This is a genomic window from Conchiformibius kuhniae DSM 17694 (genome assembly GCF_000428785.1).
Taxonomy (GTDB): domain Bacteria; phylum Pseudomonadota; class Gammaproteobacteria; order Burkholderiales; family Neisseriaceae; genus Conchiformibius; species Conchiformibius kuhniae.
In genome coordinates this window covers 33579-48436 of record NZ_AUAP01000010.1, presented here as the reverse complement: position 1 = coordinate 48436, position 14858 = coordinate 33579, and the positions used below count along the sequence as shown (strand labels likewise).

Here is a 14858-nt window from a genome sequence, read left to right as displayed (position 1 = left end):
AAGGTAATTTTATTATGAAAAAAATAGCATTTATCTCAACAGAGATTTGGTCTTCTTATAATCCAGAGGGAATTGTAGCTAGAAAAATATTAAAAGGGCTAATTGATTGTGGATATGATGTAGAGGTTATCACAACAAAAAAATTTGAATATAAAAATATTACCGTAATTTCAAACGGAATTCCTGAATTTTTAGATAAAATCATTAAATATCTTTTTGGGATAGAAAAATTATTTTTTATAAAAAGAGTAATTAAATACTTGAATATTTCAAGTTATAAATATGATCTTATTATTACAAGGTCAGAACCAATTGCATTACATTTAATCCATTTTTTTCTTAAAACGCAAGCCAAAAAAATTGCAATGTTTAGCGATGTAGGGTATCTTAATCCATATTATAGTAAATTCTTTCTTTTAAAGAAAGTAATTCTATTTATTATAGAGAAGAAAATAATAGATAAAGTTAATATACTTACTCATACAAATAGATTTGTCATTGAGAAATATGTACACAATGGATTTGAATCTAGTAAATTTAGAATTTTTCCTAATCCGCTTGAAATAAGTGAACTTTCTGATAATGTAGAATATAGGGATAAAAAATGTAAGGAAATTATTTCTTTAGCCTATACAGGATCATTGTATGGTAGCAGAAATCCAGATAGATTCTTTTCTTATTTAGCTGATCAAGAGAATAAGAACTTTACTGTATATCTTGTAGGTGCTGTTAGAAATATGTATTATGAAAAACATAGATTTGGCAAAGTGGGAACTTTATTAAAAAATAAAGAGTTAAACTTATTAAAAAATAAAATTGAGTATTTTGGTTTAAATGAGAATATAAAAATATTGCCATTTATGAGAAAGTCTGAACTTGAAGAGTTTATAAAAAATAATATTGATATTTTAGTAAATATTGATGCACCATCAGAAGTTAATTTATTTTTATCTTCTAAAGTGGTAGATTATATACAATATAACTTGCCAATTTTAAATATTTCTAATGAGGGAGCTTCTGTAGATTTTTTAAAAAATGTAGGTATTTTAAAATACATGGATTATAACAAAGAATTTAATTATTCTTTACGGGATATTGTAGAGTCAGGTGATTTTTTGCCTAATTATAAGTTGATTCACAAATTCTCAACAGTAAGCTTGCTGAATAAATTAATCATTGAAGATCTTATTTAACCATTTCTATATTATTTCATTAAGGAGTTAAATATAAATGAAAAAAATGTTATTTGTTTTTGGTACTCGCCCTGAAGCAATCAAAATGATCCCAGTAGTTAATAAATTACGGAATAATAGATATTGTGTCAAAGTTTGTACAACTGGACAGCATAAAGAGATGCTACAGCAAGTATTAGACATGTTTAGTATAAAGCCTGATTTTGAATTGGAGCTTATGAAGCAGAATCAAAGTTTATCTGATATAACATCTAGTGTTTTGCAAGGAGTAGATAAAATTCTATTGGCAGAGAAATTTGATATGGTTTTTGTACACGGTGATACGTCAACGGCATTTGCCACTAGTTTAGCCGCATTTTATCATAAGTTACCAGTAGCTCATATAGAAGCTGGATTGAGAACTTATAATTTATATAATCCTTGGCCAGAAGAAGCCAATCGACAATTAATTAGTAAATTAACCAAATATCATTTTGCTCCGACAACAGAGGCTGCTAAGAATCTTCATAGAGAGGGTGTGGAAAATAATGTTATTATTACAGGAAACACAGTAATTGATGCATTATATTTCGTATTAAATGAAATTATTTATCCTAATGAGAAAGAACTTAAGGAAAAATTAGTAAATACTTATCCTAAGTTGAATAATGTTTTCCAAAGTCGTTATATTTTAGTAACTGGACATAGGAGAGAAACTTTTGGTTTGGATTTTATAGAGATATGCCAAGCTTTAAAACAAATAGCTTTATCCAATCATAATATATATGTTGTTTATCCTGTTCATTTAAATCCTTATGTACAAAATGTAGTTCGTGAAATTTTAGGTGATGTAAATAATATATGTTTACTCCCCCCTCTGCCTTATTTAGAATTTGTTTTTCTTATGAAAAATAGCTATTTAATTATTACAGATAGTGGTGGGATTCAGGAAGAGGCTCCTAGTTTAGGGATTCCTGTTTTAGTTACTCGAAAAACTACAGAAAGAATAGAAGCTTTGCAAGCAGGTACTATAAGGTTAGTTGGGGTTAATAAAGATGATATATGCGATATAGTTCAACAGTATCTAACAGACAATCAGTTATATTGTGCCAAACAAACTAATCCTTATGGTGATGGTAAGGCAAGCGATAGAATTCTAGAGTATTTAAATGACATTTTTGAGTAATTAGTAGCTTTGCTTTCTTTGTGTAAGACATTTTTATTTACATGTTTAGATCTGTATTTAGGTTGAATAGTTATGATTAGTATTAGTTCAGAAATTTATATGAATATCAAAAGAATTATAGATTTAATTTTCTCTGTAATATTTTTACCTATAGTCTTATTTGTCATATTTATTGTTGCTATTCTAATAAAATTGGAAGATGGAGGGGATGTATTCTATATTCAAAATCGCAAAGGATATTTGGGTAATACATTTAAAATGTATAAATTGAGAAGTATGAAAGAGCAAAATAATAGTATAATTACATATACTACTTTTAATGATGAGCGTATTACCAAGGTCGGAAATTTTATTAGAAAGACAAGAATTGACGAATTGCCGCAATTTTTAAATGTATTGAAGGGTGAAATGAGTTTAATTGGTCCGCGTGCCGAGTTTGTAGATTTTGCAAGACAATTGGAGCAAGAAATCCCAAACTATCATCAACGTTATCTTGTCAAACCTGGTATATCTGGTTGGGCTCAGGTCATGCAGGGATATGCAACGGGTGTGGAAGAAAGTAAAATTAAGCTAGAATACGATTTATATTACATTCGGAATTTTTCTTTCTCTCTTGATGTTTTAATTTTCTTCAAAACAATTAAAACTGTTATTACTGGATTTGGTGCGAGATAAAACAAAAAGCTGCCTGAAACGGCAGCTTTTTGTTTACCCATGCAATTTTTGCAGATATTCGGTTTCGGCACGGCTGCCGAGCATCACGGCAACACGCTGGTGCAAGCCTGTCGGTTGAATGTCCAGCATATTTTGATGGCCGTTGTGTGCTGCGCCGCCCGCTTGTTCCACCACCAGCGCAAGCGGATTGGCTTCGTACATCAGGCGCAATTTGCCGGGTTTGTTCGGGTCGCGGGCATCTTTGGGGTAGAGAAACACACCGCCGCGCATCAAAATCCGATGCACTTCCGCCACCATGCTCGCCACCCAGCGCATATTGTAATTTTTGCCGCGCACGCCCGTTTCGCCCGCCAGCAGTTCGGCGATGTATTGTTGCACGGGGGCTTCCCAATGGCGTTGGTTGGACATATTGATGGCAAATTCCGCCGTGTGTTCGAGGATTTGCGGCGATGTGTTTTGATAAACAAATACGTTGTCGGCATTCAGGGTAAACAGATGCACGCCGTGTTTGAAAGTCAGCACCAGCAGGGTTTGCGGGCCGTACAGCACATAACCCGCCGCCACTTGTTGTTTGCCCGCTTGCAGAAAATGCTCGGTTTGCAGGCGGCCTGAAGGTTTTTCCAGCACTGAAAAAATCGTGCCGATGGAAATATTCACGTCAATATTGGACGAACCGTCCAAAGGGTCAAACAAAACCAGATAACGCCCGTCTTCATGGCAGGCGACAAAGCCGTCTTCTTCTTCGCTCGCCAAACCCGCTACAGCGGAATTGAGTTTCAGCTTGTCAATCAAAATATTGTTGGCAATCACGTCCAATTTTTTCTGTTCTTCGCCTTGAATATTGCCCGTTCCCGCCGCGCCGAGTACGCCCGATAATGCGCCCAAACGCACTTTGGCGCTGATGTCGGTGCAGGCGGCGGCAATGGTGGCAACGGTGTCGGTGAGCGCGGCGGCGATGGTGTGTTGCTCGCGGTGTTGCTGCAAAAATGCGGCTAAATCGGTCATGATGGTACTCCGTCAGGGGATTTGGTGGTCAAGTTGGAAACGGGCGTGCGCGTCTTGCGCCAACAGGCGGCACAGAGCGGGCAGGGTATCAGACAGTTGTTTGGCCAGCAGATAGGGCGGGTTCAGCACAAACATACCGCTTCCGTGCATGCCGAAACCGTCTTGGCGCGGGGCATGGACGTGCAATTCGGCGCGTAAATAATTTTCGGGCGACAGTTGGCGCAGTTTGTCGGGCAGTTGGCGGCTGTCGGCGCGGCTCAAACAGGGATACCACAGCAGATAGCAGCCTTGTGCGAAACGCCGTTGCGCGTCTTTTAAGGCGTGGACGGCGCGGCTATAGTCTTGTTTTTGTTCGTAGGGCGGGTCAATCAGCACCACCGCGCGGCGGGTGGGCGGCGGCAGCAGCGCGGGCAGGGCTTGCCAGCCGTCCGCTTGTTTGACGATGCCGCGCCGACCCAATTTGGCTTCGCGCATATTGTTGTCCAGCAAGGTAAAATCGCTCGGGTGCAATTCAAACAGACGCAGTTTGTCGCTGGGGCGCATCAGGCTTTGCGCCAGCCACGGCGAGCCGCAGTAGAGATGCGTTGCCGGCAAAACGGCGTTCAGATGGGCGACAAAATCCGCCAAATGTTCAGGCAGCCCGTCCGCTTCACGCAAGCGGGCGATGCCGTGCAGGTGTTCGCCGATTTTTTGCGCTTCGCTGCCGCGCAAATCGTACATGCCCGCGCCGCTATGGGTGTCGATGTACCAATAAGCTTTGTCTTTGCGGTTGAAATAGCTTAAAACCAGATACAAAACAAAATGTTTGAGTACATCGGCGTGGTTGCCGGCGTGAAAGGCGTGGCGGTAGCTGAGCATGGGGCGGCAAAAGCGGGCAAAACCGACATTCTAGCCGTTTTTGAAGCGCGGCGGCAACGGCAGACGCACAAAAACAGGCATTTCACGCATTTTGGAACTCGCCTGTGGTCAAACATTGTGATAAACTGATGCATTTCAAATAACCCCCAAACATTTGTGATAAGAAAGGTCGCCATGAGCGCAACTGTTGAACAATTAGACAATTTGGAACGCCGATTGGTTGTTTCGGTCGCGTGGAGCGACATCAACGCCGAAACCGACAAACGTTTGAAAGCAACCGCCCGCCGCGTCCGCATCGACGGTTTCCGTCCGGGCAAAGCACCGTTGAAAATGGTCGCTTCCATGTATGGTGCCGACATTCAAAACGAAGTGTTGAACAAATTGGCACAACAGGCTTTTCAAGAAGCCGTTGCCGAGCATGGGCTGAACGTGGCGGCGCTGTTGCGCGTGGACGGCGTGGAAGACCAAGCCGAAGATGCTGCCGATTTTCAAGCAGCATTTGTGTTTGAAGTTTTTCCCGAAGTGAACATCGGCGATTTGTCGGCATTGGAAGTGGAAAAAGCCGTTACCGAAGTGGGCGATGCCGAAGTGGAAAAAACCATTGAAATCCTGCGCAAACAGCGCACCCGCTTCAACCGCGTGGAACGCGCCGCGCAAGACGGCGACCGCGTGATTATCGATTTTGAAGGCAAAATCGACGGCGAACCGTTTGAAGGCGGTACGGCGCAAAACTATCCCTTTGTGTTGGGACAAGGACAAATGCTGCCCGAATTTGAAGCGGGCGTCTCCGGCTTGAAAGAAGGCGAAAGCAAAGAAATTTCACTGACTTTCCCCGAAGATTATCACGGCAAAGACGTGGCGGGCAAAACCGCCGTGTTCACCATCAGCCTCAGCAACGTTGCCGAACCCGAGTTGCCCGAAATCAATGAAGATTTTGCCAAAGCATTGGGCATTGAAAACGGCGATTTGACCAAAATGCGCGAGGAAATCCTGAAAAACGTTTCCCGCGAGGCCAAACGCCGGATTGCGGGCAAAAACACCGAAACCGTTCTTGCGGCTTTGCACAAACACGTGCCTTTGACTTTGCCCCGCGCTTTGGTTGATGAAGAAGCGCAACGCTTGGCGGAAGAAATGCGCGAAAACTTCGTCCGTCAAGGCTTGGACGCGGCGAATTTGAACCTGCCTGCCGATATGTTTGCAGAACGTGCGCAAGCAAACGTGGCGTTGGGCTTGATTTTGCCCGTGTTGGTGAAAGAACACAAACTCCAGCCCGATGACGCGCAAATTAAGGCGATTGTGTCGGAGTTTGCCGAAAGCTACGAAGACCCGCAAGAGGTGGTGGATTGGTATTTTGCCGACCGCGAGCGTTTGAAAGAGCCGACCAATATGGCATTGGAGGCGAATGTGGTGGATTTCGTATTCGGTTTGGCAAAGGTTACCGAGCGTTCGGTGTCGTTTGACGAATTGATGAGTGCCAACTGATTGGCAAACGTGTTTTGCGGAAGCACCGAAGCGTTGCGCTTGGGTGCTTTTTAATACATAAGGAAAACAAGATGATGCCTGATATTTTGAACAATACGCTGATTCCGACCGTGATTGAGCAGAGCGGACGGGGCGAGCGTGCGTTTGACATTTATTCGCGCCTGCTTAAGGAACGGATTATTTTTCTGATTGGTCCGGTAAACGACCACACCGCCAATTTGGTGGTGGCGCAAATGCTGTTTTTGGAAAGTGAAAATCCCGATAAGGATATTTATTTTTATATCAACAGCCCCGGTGGCAGCGTAACGGCGGGCATGTCGGTGTACGACACGATGAATTTCATCAAGCCCGATGTGCAGACTTTGTGTTTGGGGCAGGCGGCGAGCATGGGGGCGTTTTTGTTGTCGGCGGGTGCGAAAGGCAAGCGTTTTGCTTTGCCGCACAGCCGTGTGATGATTCACCAGCCTTTGATTAGCGGTGGCTTGGGCGGTCAGGCTTCGGACATTGAAATCCATGCCCGCGAGTTGCTGAAGCTGAAAGGCAAGCTGAACGAGCTGTTGGCGCGGCACACGGGGCAGGATTTGGCGCGGATTGAGCGCGATACCGACCGCGATAATTTTATGTCGGCGCAGGAGGCGGCGGATTACGGCTTGGTGGATAAGGTGATTTCCACCCGTGCCGATGCGCTGCAGGAAGACAAGCAGTCTTAAATTTTCAGCGTAAAAAAAGGGTTTTGGAATGGTGTTCCAAAACCCTTTTGTTGTCAATCTTCGCCCGTTACTTCGGTGGCGGGTTTGGTTTTGCGCTTGGGTGGCGGCGGGGTGTCGCTGCCCTCATCGGCGGCTTTGCGTTTTTTTGGGCGCGGCGGCGGTGCGGCTGCCGTGTCTTTTTTGCTGCCGCCACTGCCTTTGTTGAAGCTCTGAATCGGCATGCCTTTGAGGGCGAAGCGCATATAGTCTACCCAGATGGGCAGTGCCAATGTGCCGCCGAAGCCGCGCCGTCCCATGCTGGCGGGTTTGTCGTAGCCGACATAAACGGCGGTTACCACTTTCGGATTGTAGCCGACAAACCATGCGTCTTTGAAATCGTTGGTCGTGCCGGTTTTGCCTGCCAAGTCGCTGCGTCCCAATGCACTTGCCCGCGCCCCCGTGCCGGAACGCACCACGTCTTGCAGCATGGAATTCATCGCGGCGGCATTGCGTGCGTCAATCACCGGCCGTGCGTTTTTGCCTGCAATCAAAGGATGCATTTCCGCACGCAAATTGCCTTTGGTGTCGTAAATCTTGTCAATCACATAGCCCGAAACCTTATACCCGCCGTTGGCAAACACCGCATAGCCTTCCGCCATTTGCAGGGGCGTTGCCGAGCCTGCACCCAATGCCAAAGGCAATGACGGCGGCAATTGGTTGGGACGGAAGCCGAAACGCTCGGCATAGCTGCGCATATAGTCCACGCCCATCGCTTGGGCAAGGCGTACCGAAACCGTGTTTTTCGATTTTGCCAATGCCAAACGCAGGGGAATCATGCCCGCGTAATAACCGTCCGAATTTTTCGGCTGCCAGCCGCGAATGTTCAAAGGTGCGTCATTAACCAGCGTGGACGGCGTCATGCCGCGCGACAACGCCGCCGAATACACGAAAGGCTTGAAGGTCGAACCCGGCTGGCGGATACTCTGTGTGGCGCGGTTGAACGTTTTGTAATGATAATCGTAGCCGCCGACCACCGCCCGAATCGCCCCCGTTTCCGTCTCCATCGAAATCAGCGCCCCCTGAATGGCGGGCTGCTGCACCACCGTCCAACGGTTGCCGCCAACCTTCGTTACCCGAATCACCGAACCCGCTTTCAAAGCATTGTCGCCCAAACGCTTGTTGCCGATGGCATTTCGCGCCATACCCAAATCGTTCAGCGTCAGCACCGCCTGAATACCGCCCTGCATGTGGATTTTGATGCCCTTATTGTTGACGGACGTAATCACCGCCGGCACCATATTTTCCACCGTATAAGTATTGGAAAGATATTGCTCGATTTCGTCTTCCATGTCTTCCATCTTGCTCAAATCGAGCTGCTCCTCCGCACCGCGATAAGACGAACCACGGTCGAAATTGCGTAATGCCTTACGCATCGCCGCCGTTGCCACCTTCTGATGCGCCGTGCTGACGGTGGTGTACACCTTAAAGCCCTGCGTGTACACGTCTTCACCGTATTTCTCGTACAAAGTCTGCCGTGCCATTTCCGCAACATACAGCGAATTTTGGTCAATCAGCAAACGGTAACGCTCATAATGCAGCTCTTCCGCCAAGGCTTCGCTGCGCTGTTGCGGCGTAATCATGCCCAATTCGACCATATTGTTGAGAATATACTCTTGGCGCAAACGGGCGCGGTCGGGATTCACAATCGGATTGAACGTGGAAGGCGCTTTGGGCAAACCCGCCAAAATGGAGGCTTCAGCCAAAGTAAGGTCTTGAACAGGTTTGTTAAAATAGATTTTCGCCGCCGATGCGAAACCGTAGGCGCGTTGTCCCAAGTAGATTTGGTTGAAATAAAGCTCTAAAATCTGGTCTTTGGTCAGATTGCGCTCGATTTTGTAGGCAAGCAGGGCTTCATTGAATTTGCGCGTCAGCGTCCGTTCGTTGGTCAGGTAAAAATTCCGCGCCACCTGTTGGGTGATGGTGCTGGCACCTTGTTTGTGTCCGCCGCGCAGATTGCTGAGCATCGCCCTGCCGACACCGACCACGTCCACCCCCCAGTGTTCGTAAAAACGCTTGTCTTCGGCGGCAATCACCGCGTCTTTCAACACGCCCGGAAATTGGTCGATGGGCGTAAAGGCGCGGCGTTCGTCGCCGTAAGTGCCGATGATGACCCCGTCTGAAGAGTAAATGGTCAAAGGTTCTTTGGGTTGGTAGTGTTTGACGGCATCAAGCTCCGGCAGTTTGGGGTAAGTTACCAAAACTGCAACGGTAATCAGCCCGACAGCAAACAGGAAAAGCCCCAAAACAAGCCCGACAATGGTGAGAAGGAAATTTTTAATCATGATTTTTTAATAAAAAGTTGCCATCAGTTTTTTTAAATAAAGTAAAATAAGCCCAGTTTTTGTTACTCGTGGGAACGGACTGCGGACGTTGCTATTATAAATGCTTTCATGCGTCAGGTAAGGATTTTAAATCATGCGTTTTAAGAAAACTGATAAAAACACAAGCAAAAAAGCTGATAAGGCTGGAAAATCTTCCGGCAAAACGGCTTCCGGAATGTCGGGAAAAACCGTCATTGGTTTGGATATCAGCCAAAACAACATCCGGATGATTCAGCTTTCGGCAAAAAGCGGCAATCAGGTGCAGGTGGACAAATACGCCGTCGAACCGTTGCCGCAGAATGTTGTTGCCGGCAGCGAGATTGTGAATTTTGACACGCTTGTATACCATTTACAACAGTGTTGCGGCAAATTGAAAGTCAAATCCGGCTCGGTCAATCTGGCACTGCCGATGTCGATTGCCACCATCGAGGACAACCTGCAATTTTCGCCCGACAGCGAGCTGACTTTGCAGGAGCTGGTCGAATCGGAAGTGGTGCGCGTGGGCGCCTTGGACGAAATGCGCTACGATTGGCAGGAGCTGCCGCACACGGGCAGCAGCCCCGAACAGCCCGTGCTGATGGTTGCCGCCAAAACCGAAAACGTCGACCGCTATGTGGATTTGCTGGACGAAGTGGGCTTGACCGCCATCAATGTTGATGTGGACATTTTCGCCCTGTTCAACGCTTATGCCTATGTCAATGAAATGAACGGCAACGAATATTTCCAAGAACGGGTGATTTTGCTCGACATCGGCGATGTGGTGATGAAGGCGCTGGTGGTGGAAAACGGACGCATTTTGTACCGTCATGAAAGCAATTTCGGCTTGGACCAGTTGGTGCAGCTGATTCAGCGCAGCTATCAGACCACCGAAGAAGAAGCATTGGAAATGATAGCGGGGCGCCGTCCGCGTCCGGACGAATACAAAGTAGAAGTGAGCGACTACTTCAATATGCAGGTGGCACAGGAAGTGCAGCGCGTGTTGCAGTTTTTCATGACCACGCGCAGCCACAGCGAGGCGGCGATTCAGCGTATTTTCTTGAGCGGAAGCGGCTGCATCGCGCATTCGGGCTTGGTGGAGGTGGTGCGTTTGCAAACGGAAATTCCGACACAGGAGCTGGCGCCTGTGTTGTCGGCAAACATTAAGGCGAAGGTGAGCGACGAGCAGCTTGAGGAAGACGCAAACGGGCTGACCACGGCATTCGGTTTGGCATTGAGAGGACTGTTCTAAAATGAATTTGATTAAAATCAATCTGCTGCCCTACCGCGAATTGCGGGAAATGAAACAAAAGAAAACGTTTCAGGGGATTTTGGGCGTCGGTTTTGTGGTGGGCTTGGCGTTGTGTGCGGGAGCGTATATGGCGTTGGACAAGGCCATCGAGCATCAAAACAGCCGCAATCAGGCCTTGCAGGAAGGCATCAACGGGCTGAAAAAGGAAATCGAAACGATTCAAACGCTGCGTGCCGACAAGGAGCGTTATCTGGCGCGTAAGAAAAAGGTGGAGGAGCTGGACAACAAGCGTTTTGACGGTGCGCGGATTGTGGACAGTTTGAATCAGGTGGTGCCGGACGGTTCGTATCTGGTTTCTTTAAAAGGCAAGGGTACGGACGGCAACGGTGCGGCAGAGGAAAAAGAATACATCATCGAGGGGCGCGCGCTCAGCGACAATAAGGTGGCTTTGCTGATGGCGGCGTTGCCCAGTACGGGAATGTTTGATTTGCCGGAGCTGGTGGAAATCGCGCAAACGGAAGACGCGCAAAAATTCGTGCTGCGTTCGATGCTGGCAGACCAAGCCCTGCTGCCGCCGCCTTCGGTTGCGCCGCAATCTGCTGTGCCCGCGCAGGGTGCGGAGCAGGCTTCCGCTCCGGTTTCCGCGTCGCAATCCGAAGCCAAATAACCTTTTTATGACGGAGTTGAAAGATGAGTGTGAACAATTTGGACATGCAGAAGCTGCATTTGGCGCCCAAGCCGGTTCAGTTTTTTATCGCGCTGTTGGTGGCGGCGCTGTTGGTGGGCGCGGGCTTCATGCTGATGTTTAAGGAGCAGTGGGAAACGCTGGAGAACGCGCAAAATGAGGAGGTTACCCTCAAGGAGCAGTTTGTGGACCAAAGCCGTCAGGCAGCCAATTTGGAAAATTTGCAGATTGAGCTGAAGATGATTGAGGAGTCCATTGAAAATCTGATTAAAAAATTGCCGACTTCTTCGGAAATCCCCAGCTTGATTCAGGAGCTGTATCAGGCGGCGGCGCAAAACAATCTGACCATGAGTGCGGTGATTCCGCGCCCCTTGGTCAGCGAGGATGCGAATATCCAGCGTTTGCCGTTTACCATTTCGGTGGTGGGCAATTATGAGCAGTTGTCGCAGTTTTTGCGTGATGTGGGCAAGATGTCGCGAATCGTTACCTTGTCGAGCATCACCATCAATGAAGCACCCAGCGAGCAGGGTAAAAAAACGGGCAATAAGTTGCAATTGACTGCGGTGGCAAGCACGTATAAGGCGATTGATGCCGCACAAGCTTCTTCGGCAAGCGACGCCGCTTCTTCAGCACAGTAAGGACGGGACGGAAAGAATGAAAGCCAGATTATTGATGATGCCTTTGGTTTTGGTGTTGGCAGGATGTTTGGACGAGCATGAGGATTTGCAAAATTGGATGCAGCAGGCCAAGCAGGAGGCGAAGATGCGGGTGCAAAAGCCGCAGCCGCCCGCGCCTGTGCAGTCGGTGGAATATACGCCGCCGCCGCGCATCAGCCCGCATGCTTTCAGCATTCAGCGTATGAAATCCGCTTATCAGGCGGGCAATGCGCCCGATGTGAACCGCCCCAAAGAAGTGTTGGAAAATTATGAGTTGGACGCATTGAAGTTTGTCGGGGTGATTGGCAGTGGCAATGTGTTGTCGGGTTTGGTTGAGGCGGACGGTCATGTTTATACCGTCAAGCCGGGCAACCACATGGGGCAGCACTACGGGCGCATCGTCCGCATTACCGCAGACCAGATTACTTTGAGCGAAACGGTGGAAGATTCGTTCGGCAATTGGGTGCAGCGCGAAGCCAAGCTGGTTCCCGCCGCCGATGCCGAAGTCGATAAGGCGGCGAATAATAACTAATACTTTTAAATTGAAAGAGGTTATATTTATGAAACTTACTTTTAAAAAAGCAGTTCCGGTGCTGGCGCTCAGCTTGGCCGTACAGGCGGCGTATGCGGGCAACATTACCGACATCAACGTGTCGGTTCTGCCCGACCAACGGCGTGTGATTAAGGTGAAGTTCGACAGGGACGTTACCAAGCCCAGTGGTTTTATTTACACCACGCCCTCGCGCATCGCGTTGGACTTTGCCGGCACCAAAATCCAATTGCCGCAAAAACAATTGTCGTATAACGACTCGCTGCTCAACCACATCATCGCCGCAGACGACAACGAACGCGCGCGCATTTCCTTGAGCCTGAGCAAAGAAGGTCAGTACGACACCGAAGTCAAAGGCGATGAAGTGTGGGTGTATGTCAGCGAAAGCACCGGCTCGTCCGCGCCCGCCGCACCCGCACCGTCTGCCCGCAAAGGCAAGCGCGGCAAGCAAACTGCCCAAGCCGATGAAACCTTCGCCGACAACACGTCTGCCGCGCCCGCCAACGATGCTTTCGGCGGTGCCGCGCCCCTGAACGTCAATTTCGTTACCGGCCCGAACAAAACCGGCATCGTCCAATACTCGTCTGCCTATGACGGTCAGCCGCAAGTCAAAATCTTGAGCGACCGCATGGTGATAACGCTGAAAAACTATCCCTTGGCAGCGTCCGACCAGAAAAACCTCGACGTATCCGCATTCTCCACCCCCGTGCGCAACGTCTTGGTGCGCCGTTTGGGCAACGACACCCAAATCACCATCCGCAATCAGGGCAAATGGGACCACCGCGTCCGCCAAGCGCACGGACGCAACGAAGTACGCATTTCGCCCGCATTGAGCGCGTCTTTGGGCGAAGCGGGCTTCAAACCGAAAAACACCAAGAAAAACTTCTCCGGCAAGCGCATTTCTTTGGATTTCCAAAACATCGACGTGCGCACCATCTTGCAGATTCTTGCCAAAGAATCGGGCATGAACATCGTTGCCAGCGACCAAGTGCAGGGCAAAATGACCTTGTCGCTCAAAGACGTGCCTTGGGACCAAGCATTGGATTTGGTGTTGGACACCTATGATTTGGACAAAGCCCAAAACGGCAACATCATCCGCATCGCGCCGCGTGAAGAATTGGAAAAACGTGTTCAGCAAATCCTGAAAGACGAGCAGGAAAAAGAAAAACACGAGCCTTTGGTTTCGCGCACCTTCCAGTTGAAATACAAAAATGTGGAAGAATTCCGCGACATTTTGAAGCTGGGTAGCGGCGACGGCAAGGGTGGCGGCAATATGTTGAGCGAGCGCGGCAATGCCATGATTGACCCCGCAACCAACACTTTGATTGTTACCGATGTGGCAAAAGTGGTGAAAAAATTTGATGCGCTGATTGCCGAATTGGACGTGGCGGCGCGTCAGGTGATGGTCGAAGCGCGGATTGTGGAAGCGGCGGAAGGCGTGTCGCGTGATTTGGGCGTGAAATTCGGTTATGCCCGCCGTGGCGCGACCGCCATCGGCAACACTTTGGACGCGGGCATCAACAACCGTAACGCCGCTTTGGGCGCGGTGAACACCACCTTGCTCAATCCGAACGTGAACCTGCCCGCTTCGGCATCGGTAAACACCATTTCGCTGGTGCGTTCGGTGGCATCGGGCGCATTGGGCTTGGAATTGTCGGCAATGGAAACCGACAACCGTTCCAAAACCATTTCCAGCCCGCGCGTGCTGACCCAAGACGGCAAAGAAGCGGAAATCGTACAAGGTTTGGAAATTCCGTATCAAACCCATACCGCAACGGGCTACCAAACCGCGTTCAAACAGGCGGCGCTGACGCTGAAAGTTACCCCGCGCATCACCCCCGACAGCAAAGTGATTTTGGACGTGTTGGTGAGCAAAAACGACGTGGACCGTTCTTTGCGCAACATCAACGGCGAACCTGCCATCGCCAAGCGTGAGGTGAAAACCCAAGCGATGATTGAAGACGGCGGCACTTTGGTGGTCGGCGGCGTGTATCAGGAAGTGTTTGACCACACCGTCAGCAAAGTGCCCGTATTGGGTGATTTGCCGGTGGTGGGCAACCTGTTCAAATCACGCGGTCGCAACCACTCGCGCAACGAATTGCTGTTCTTCATCACCCCGCGCATTATGGGTGGCGAAAGCAATGTGATGCGTTACTAGGGCGTGTTTGAAACTTTTCTGCTGAAAAAATCATTCAAATAGAAAAAGCCGTCATTCCCGCACAGGCGGGAATGACGGTATGGTGCTTTTTCGGCGAATTGATGACATGCCCTCAATCTGTAAAATAGTATTC

General features: G+C 48.4%; 13 protein-coding genes. 10 read left to right on the top strand and 3 right to left on the bottom strand.

Going from position 1 to position 14858, the window contains the following annotated elements:
• Nucleotides 1–14: 14 nt before the first annotated feature.
• The 3 genes from G392_RS0104895 (at nucleotide 15) to G392_RS0104885 (ending at nucleotide 3033) form a co-directional block, all read left to right on the top strand.
• On the top strand, nucleotides 15–1193 hold the full coding sequence (locus tag G392_RS0104895) for a glycosyltransferase family protein (protein ID WP_027009331.1): 1179 nt from the start codon (nucleotides 15–17) through the stop codon (nucleotides 1191–1193).
• Between the two features lie 37 nt (nucleotides 1194–1230).
• On the top strand, nucleotides 1231–2358 hold the full coding sequence (gene wecB / locus G392_RS0104890; protein WP_027009330.1) for a non-hydrolyzing UDP-N-acetylglucosamine 2-epimerase: 1128 nt from the start codon (nucleotides 1231–1233) through the stop codon (nucleotides 2356–2358).
• A 99-nt stretch (nucleotides 2359–2457) separates the two neighbouring features.
• Complete coding sequence (locus tag G392_RS0104885) at nucleotides 2458–3033, top strand: sugar transferase (protein WP_051255592.1); 576 nt, start codon at nucleotides 2458–2460, stop codon at nucleotides 3031–3033.
• Nucleotides 3034–3066: 33 nt separating this feature from the next.
• On the opposite strand, the gene G392_RS0104880 is transcribed toward G392_RS0104885, so the two are convergent.
• Together G392_RS0104880 and G392_RS0104875 are read right to left on the bottom strand one after the other, a co-directional pair.
• Entirely contained in the window at nucleotides 3067–4038 is a 972-nt protein-coding gene (locus G392_RS0104880; RefSeq protein ID WP_027009328.1) for a class 1 fructose-bisphosphatase, read from the bottom strand.
• Nucleotides 4039–4050: 12 nt separating this feature from the next.
• Entirely contained in the window at nucleotides 4051–4896 is an 846-nt protein-coding gene (locus tag G392_RS0104875; RefSeq protein ID WP_027009327.1) for a 23S rRNA (adenine(2030)-N(6))-methyltransferase RlmJ, read from the bottom strand.
• Nucleotides 4897–5070: 174 nt separating this feature from the next.
• Between G392_RS0104875 and tig the strand changes: the two genes are divergently transcribed.
• Both tig and clpP read left to right on the top strand, forming a co-directional pair.
• Nucleotides 5071–6378: a trigger factor gene (tig, locus tag G392_RS0104870; protein WP_027009326.1), complete on the top strand. Its 1308-nt coding sequence runs from the start codon at nucleotides 5071–5073 to the stop codon at nucleotides 6376–6378.
• 71 nt (nucleotides 6379–6449) lie between these two features.
• Complete coding sequence (clpP, locus tag G392_RS0104865; protein ID WP_027009325.1) at nucleotides 6450–7088, top strand: ATP-dependent Clp endopeptidase proteolytic subunit ClpP; 639 nt, start codon at nucleotides 6450–6452, stop codon at nucleotides 7086–7088.
• Between the two features lie 53 nt (nucleotides 7089–7141).
• Here clpP and G392_RS12160 read toward each other — a convergent pair whose 3' ends face one another.
• A complete protein-coding gene (locus tag G392_RS12160; protein WP_084165927.1) occupies nucleotides 7142–9409 on the bottom strand; it encodes a penicillin-binding protein 1A in 2268 nt (755 codons plus the stop codon).
• Between the two features lie 214 nt (nucleotides 9410–9623).
• On the opposite strand from G392_RS12160, the gene pilM reads away from it, so the two are divergent.
• From pilM to G392_RS0104835, 5 genes are read left to right on the top strand one after another with little or no spacing between them, the layout of a single operon-like run.
• Nucleotides 9624–10676 carry a type IV pilus biogenesis protein PilM gene (pilM, locus tag G392_RS0104855; protein WP_245571929.1) on the top strand — a complete coding sequence of 351 codons (1053 nt, stop codon included), beginning with the start codon at nucleotides 9624–9626 and terminating at the stop codon, nucleotides 10674–10676.
• A gap of 1 nt (nucleotide 10677) precedes the next feature.
• Nucleotides 10678–11343 carry a PilN domain-containing protein gene (locus tag G392_RS0104850; RefSeq protein ID WP_027009323.1) on the top strand — a complete coding sequence of 222 codons (666 nt, stop codon included), beginning with the start codon at nucleotides 10678–10680 and terminating at the stop codon, nucleotides 11341–11343.
• Between the two features lie 23 nt (nucleotides 11344–11366).
• On the top strand, nucleotides 11367–11999 hold the full coding sequence (locus G392_RS0104845; protein ID WP_027009322.1) for a type IV pilus inner membrane component PilO: 633 nt from the start codon (nucleotides 11367–11369) through the stop codon (nucleotides 11997–11999).
• Nucleotides 12000–12015: 16 nt separating this feature from the next.
• Nucleotides 12016–12549 carry a pilus assembly protein PilP gene (locus tag G392_RS0104840; RefSeq protein WP_027009321.1) on the top strand — a complete coding sequence of 178 codons (534 nt, stop codon included), beginning with the start codon at nucleotides 12016–12018 and terminating at the stop codon, nucleotides 12547–12549.
• 28 nt (nucleotides 12550–12577) lie between these two features.
• On the top strand, nucleotides 12578–14725 hold the full coding sequence (locus tag G392_RS0104835; RefSeq protein ID WP_027009320.1) for a type IV pilus secretin PilQ: 2148 nt from the start codon (nucleotides 12578–12580) through the stop codon (nucleotides 14723–14725).
• Nucleotides 14726–14858 lie beyond the last annotated feature (133 nt).

Excerpts from the sequence above, each read along its gene's own strand:
- G392_RS0104850 (WP_027009323.1), top strand. The coding sequence starts at position 10,678 with ATGAATTTGATTAAAATCAATCTGCTGCCCTACCGCGAATTGCGGGAA.
- G392_RS0104895 (WP_027009331.1), top strand. The coding sequence starts at position 15 with ATGAAAAAAATAGCATTTATCTCAACAGAGATTTGGTCTTCTTATAAT.
- wecB (WP_027009330.1), top strand. The coding sequence starts at position 1,231 with ATGAAAAAAATGTTATTTGTTTTTGGTACTCGCCCTGAAGCAATCAAA.
- pilM (WP_245571929.1), top strand. The coding sequence starts at position 9,624 with ATGTCGGGAAAAACCGTCATTGGTTTGGATATCAGCCAAAACAACATC.
- G392_RS0104880 (WP_027009328.1), bottom strand. The coding sequence starts at position 4,038 with ATGACCGATTTAGCCGCATTTTTGCAGCAACACCGCGAGCAACACACC.
- clpP (WP_027009325.1), top strand. The coding sequence starts at position 6,450 with ATGATGCCTGATATTTTGAACAATACGCTGATTCCGACCGTGATTGAG.
- G392_RS0104845 (WP_027009322.1), top strand. The coding sequence starts at position 11,367 with ATGAGTGTGAACAATTTGGACATGCAGAAGCTGCATTTGGCGCCCAAG.
- G392_RS0104885 (WP_051255592.1), top strand. The coding sequence starts at position 2,458 with ATGAATATCAAAAGAATTATAGATTTAATTTTCTCTGTAATATTTTTA.
- G392_RS12160 (WP_084165927.1), bottom strand. The coding sequence starts at position 9,409 with ATGATTAAAAATTTCCTTCTCACCATTGTCGGGCTTGTTTTGGGGCTT.
- G392_RS0104835 (WP_027009320.1), top strand. The coding sequence starts at position 12,578 with ATGAAACTTACTTTTAAAAAAGCAGTTCCGGTGCTGGCGCTCAGCTTG.
- G392_RS0104840 (WP_027009321.1), top strand. The coding sequence starts at position 12,016 with ATGAAAGCCAGATTATTGATGATGCCTTTGGTTTTGGTGTTGGCAGGA.
- tig (WP_027009326.1), top strand. The coding sequence starts at position 5,071 with ATGAGCGCAACTGTTGAACAATTAGACAATTTGGAACGCCGATTGGTT.
- G392_RS0104875 (WP_027009327.1), bottom strand. The coding sequence starts at position 4,896 with ATGCTCAGCTACCGCCACGCCTTTCACGCCGGCAACCACGCCGATGTA.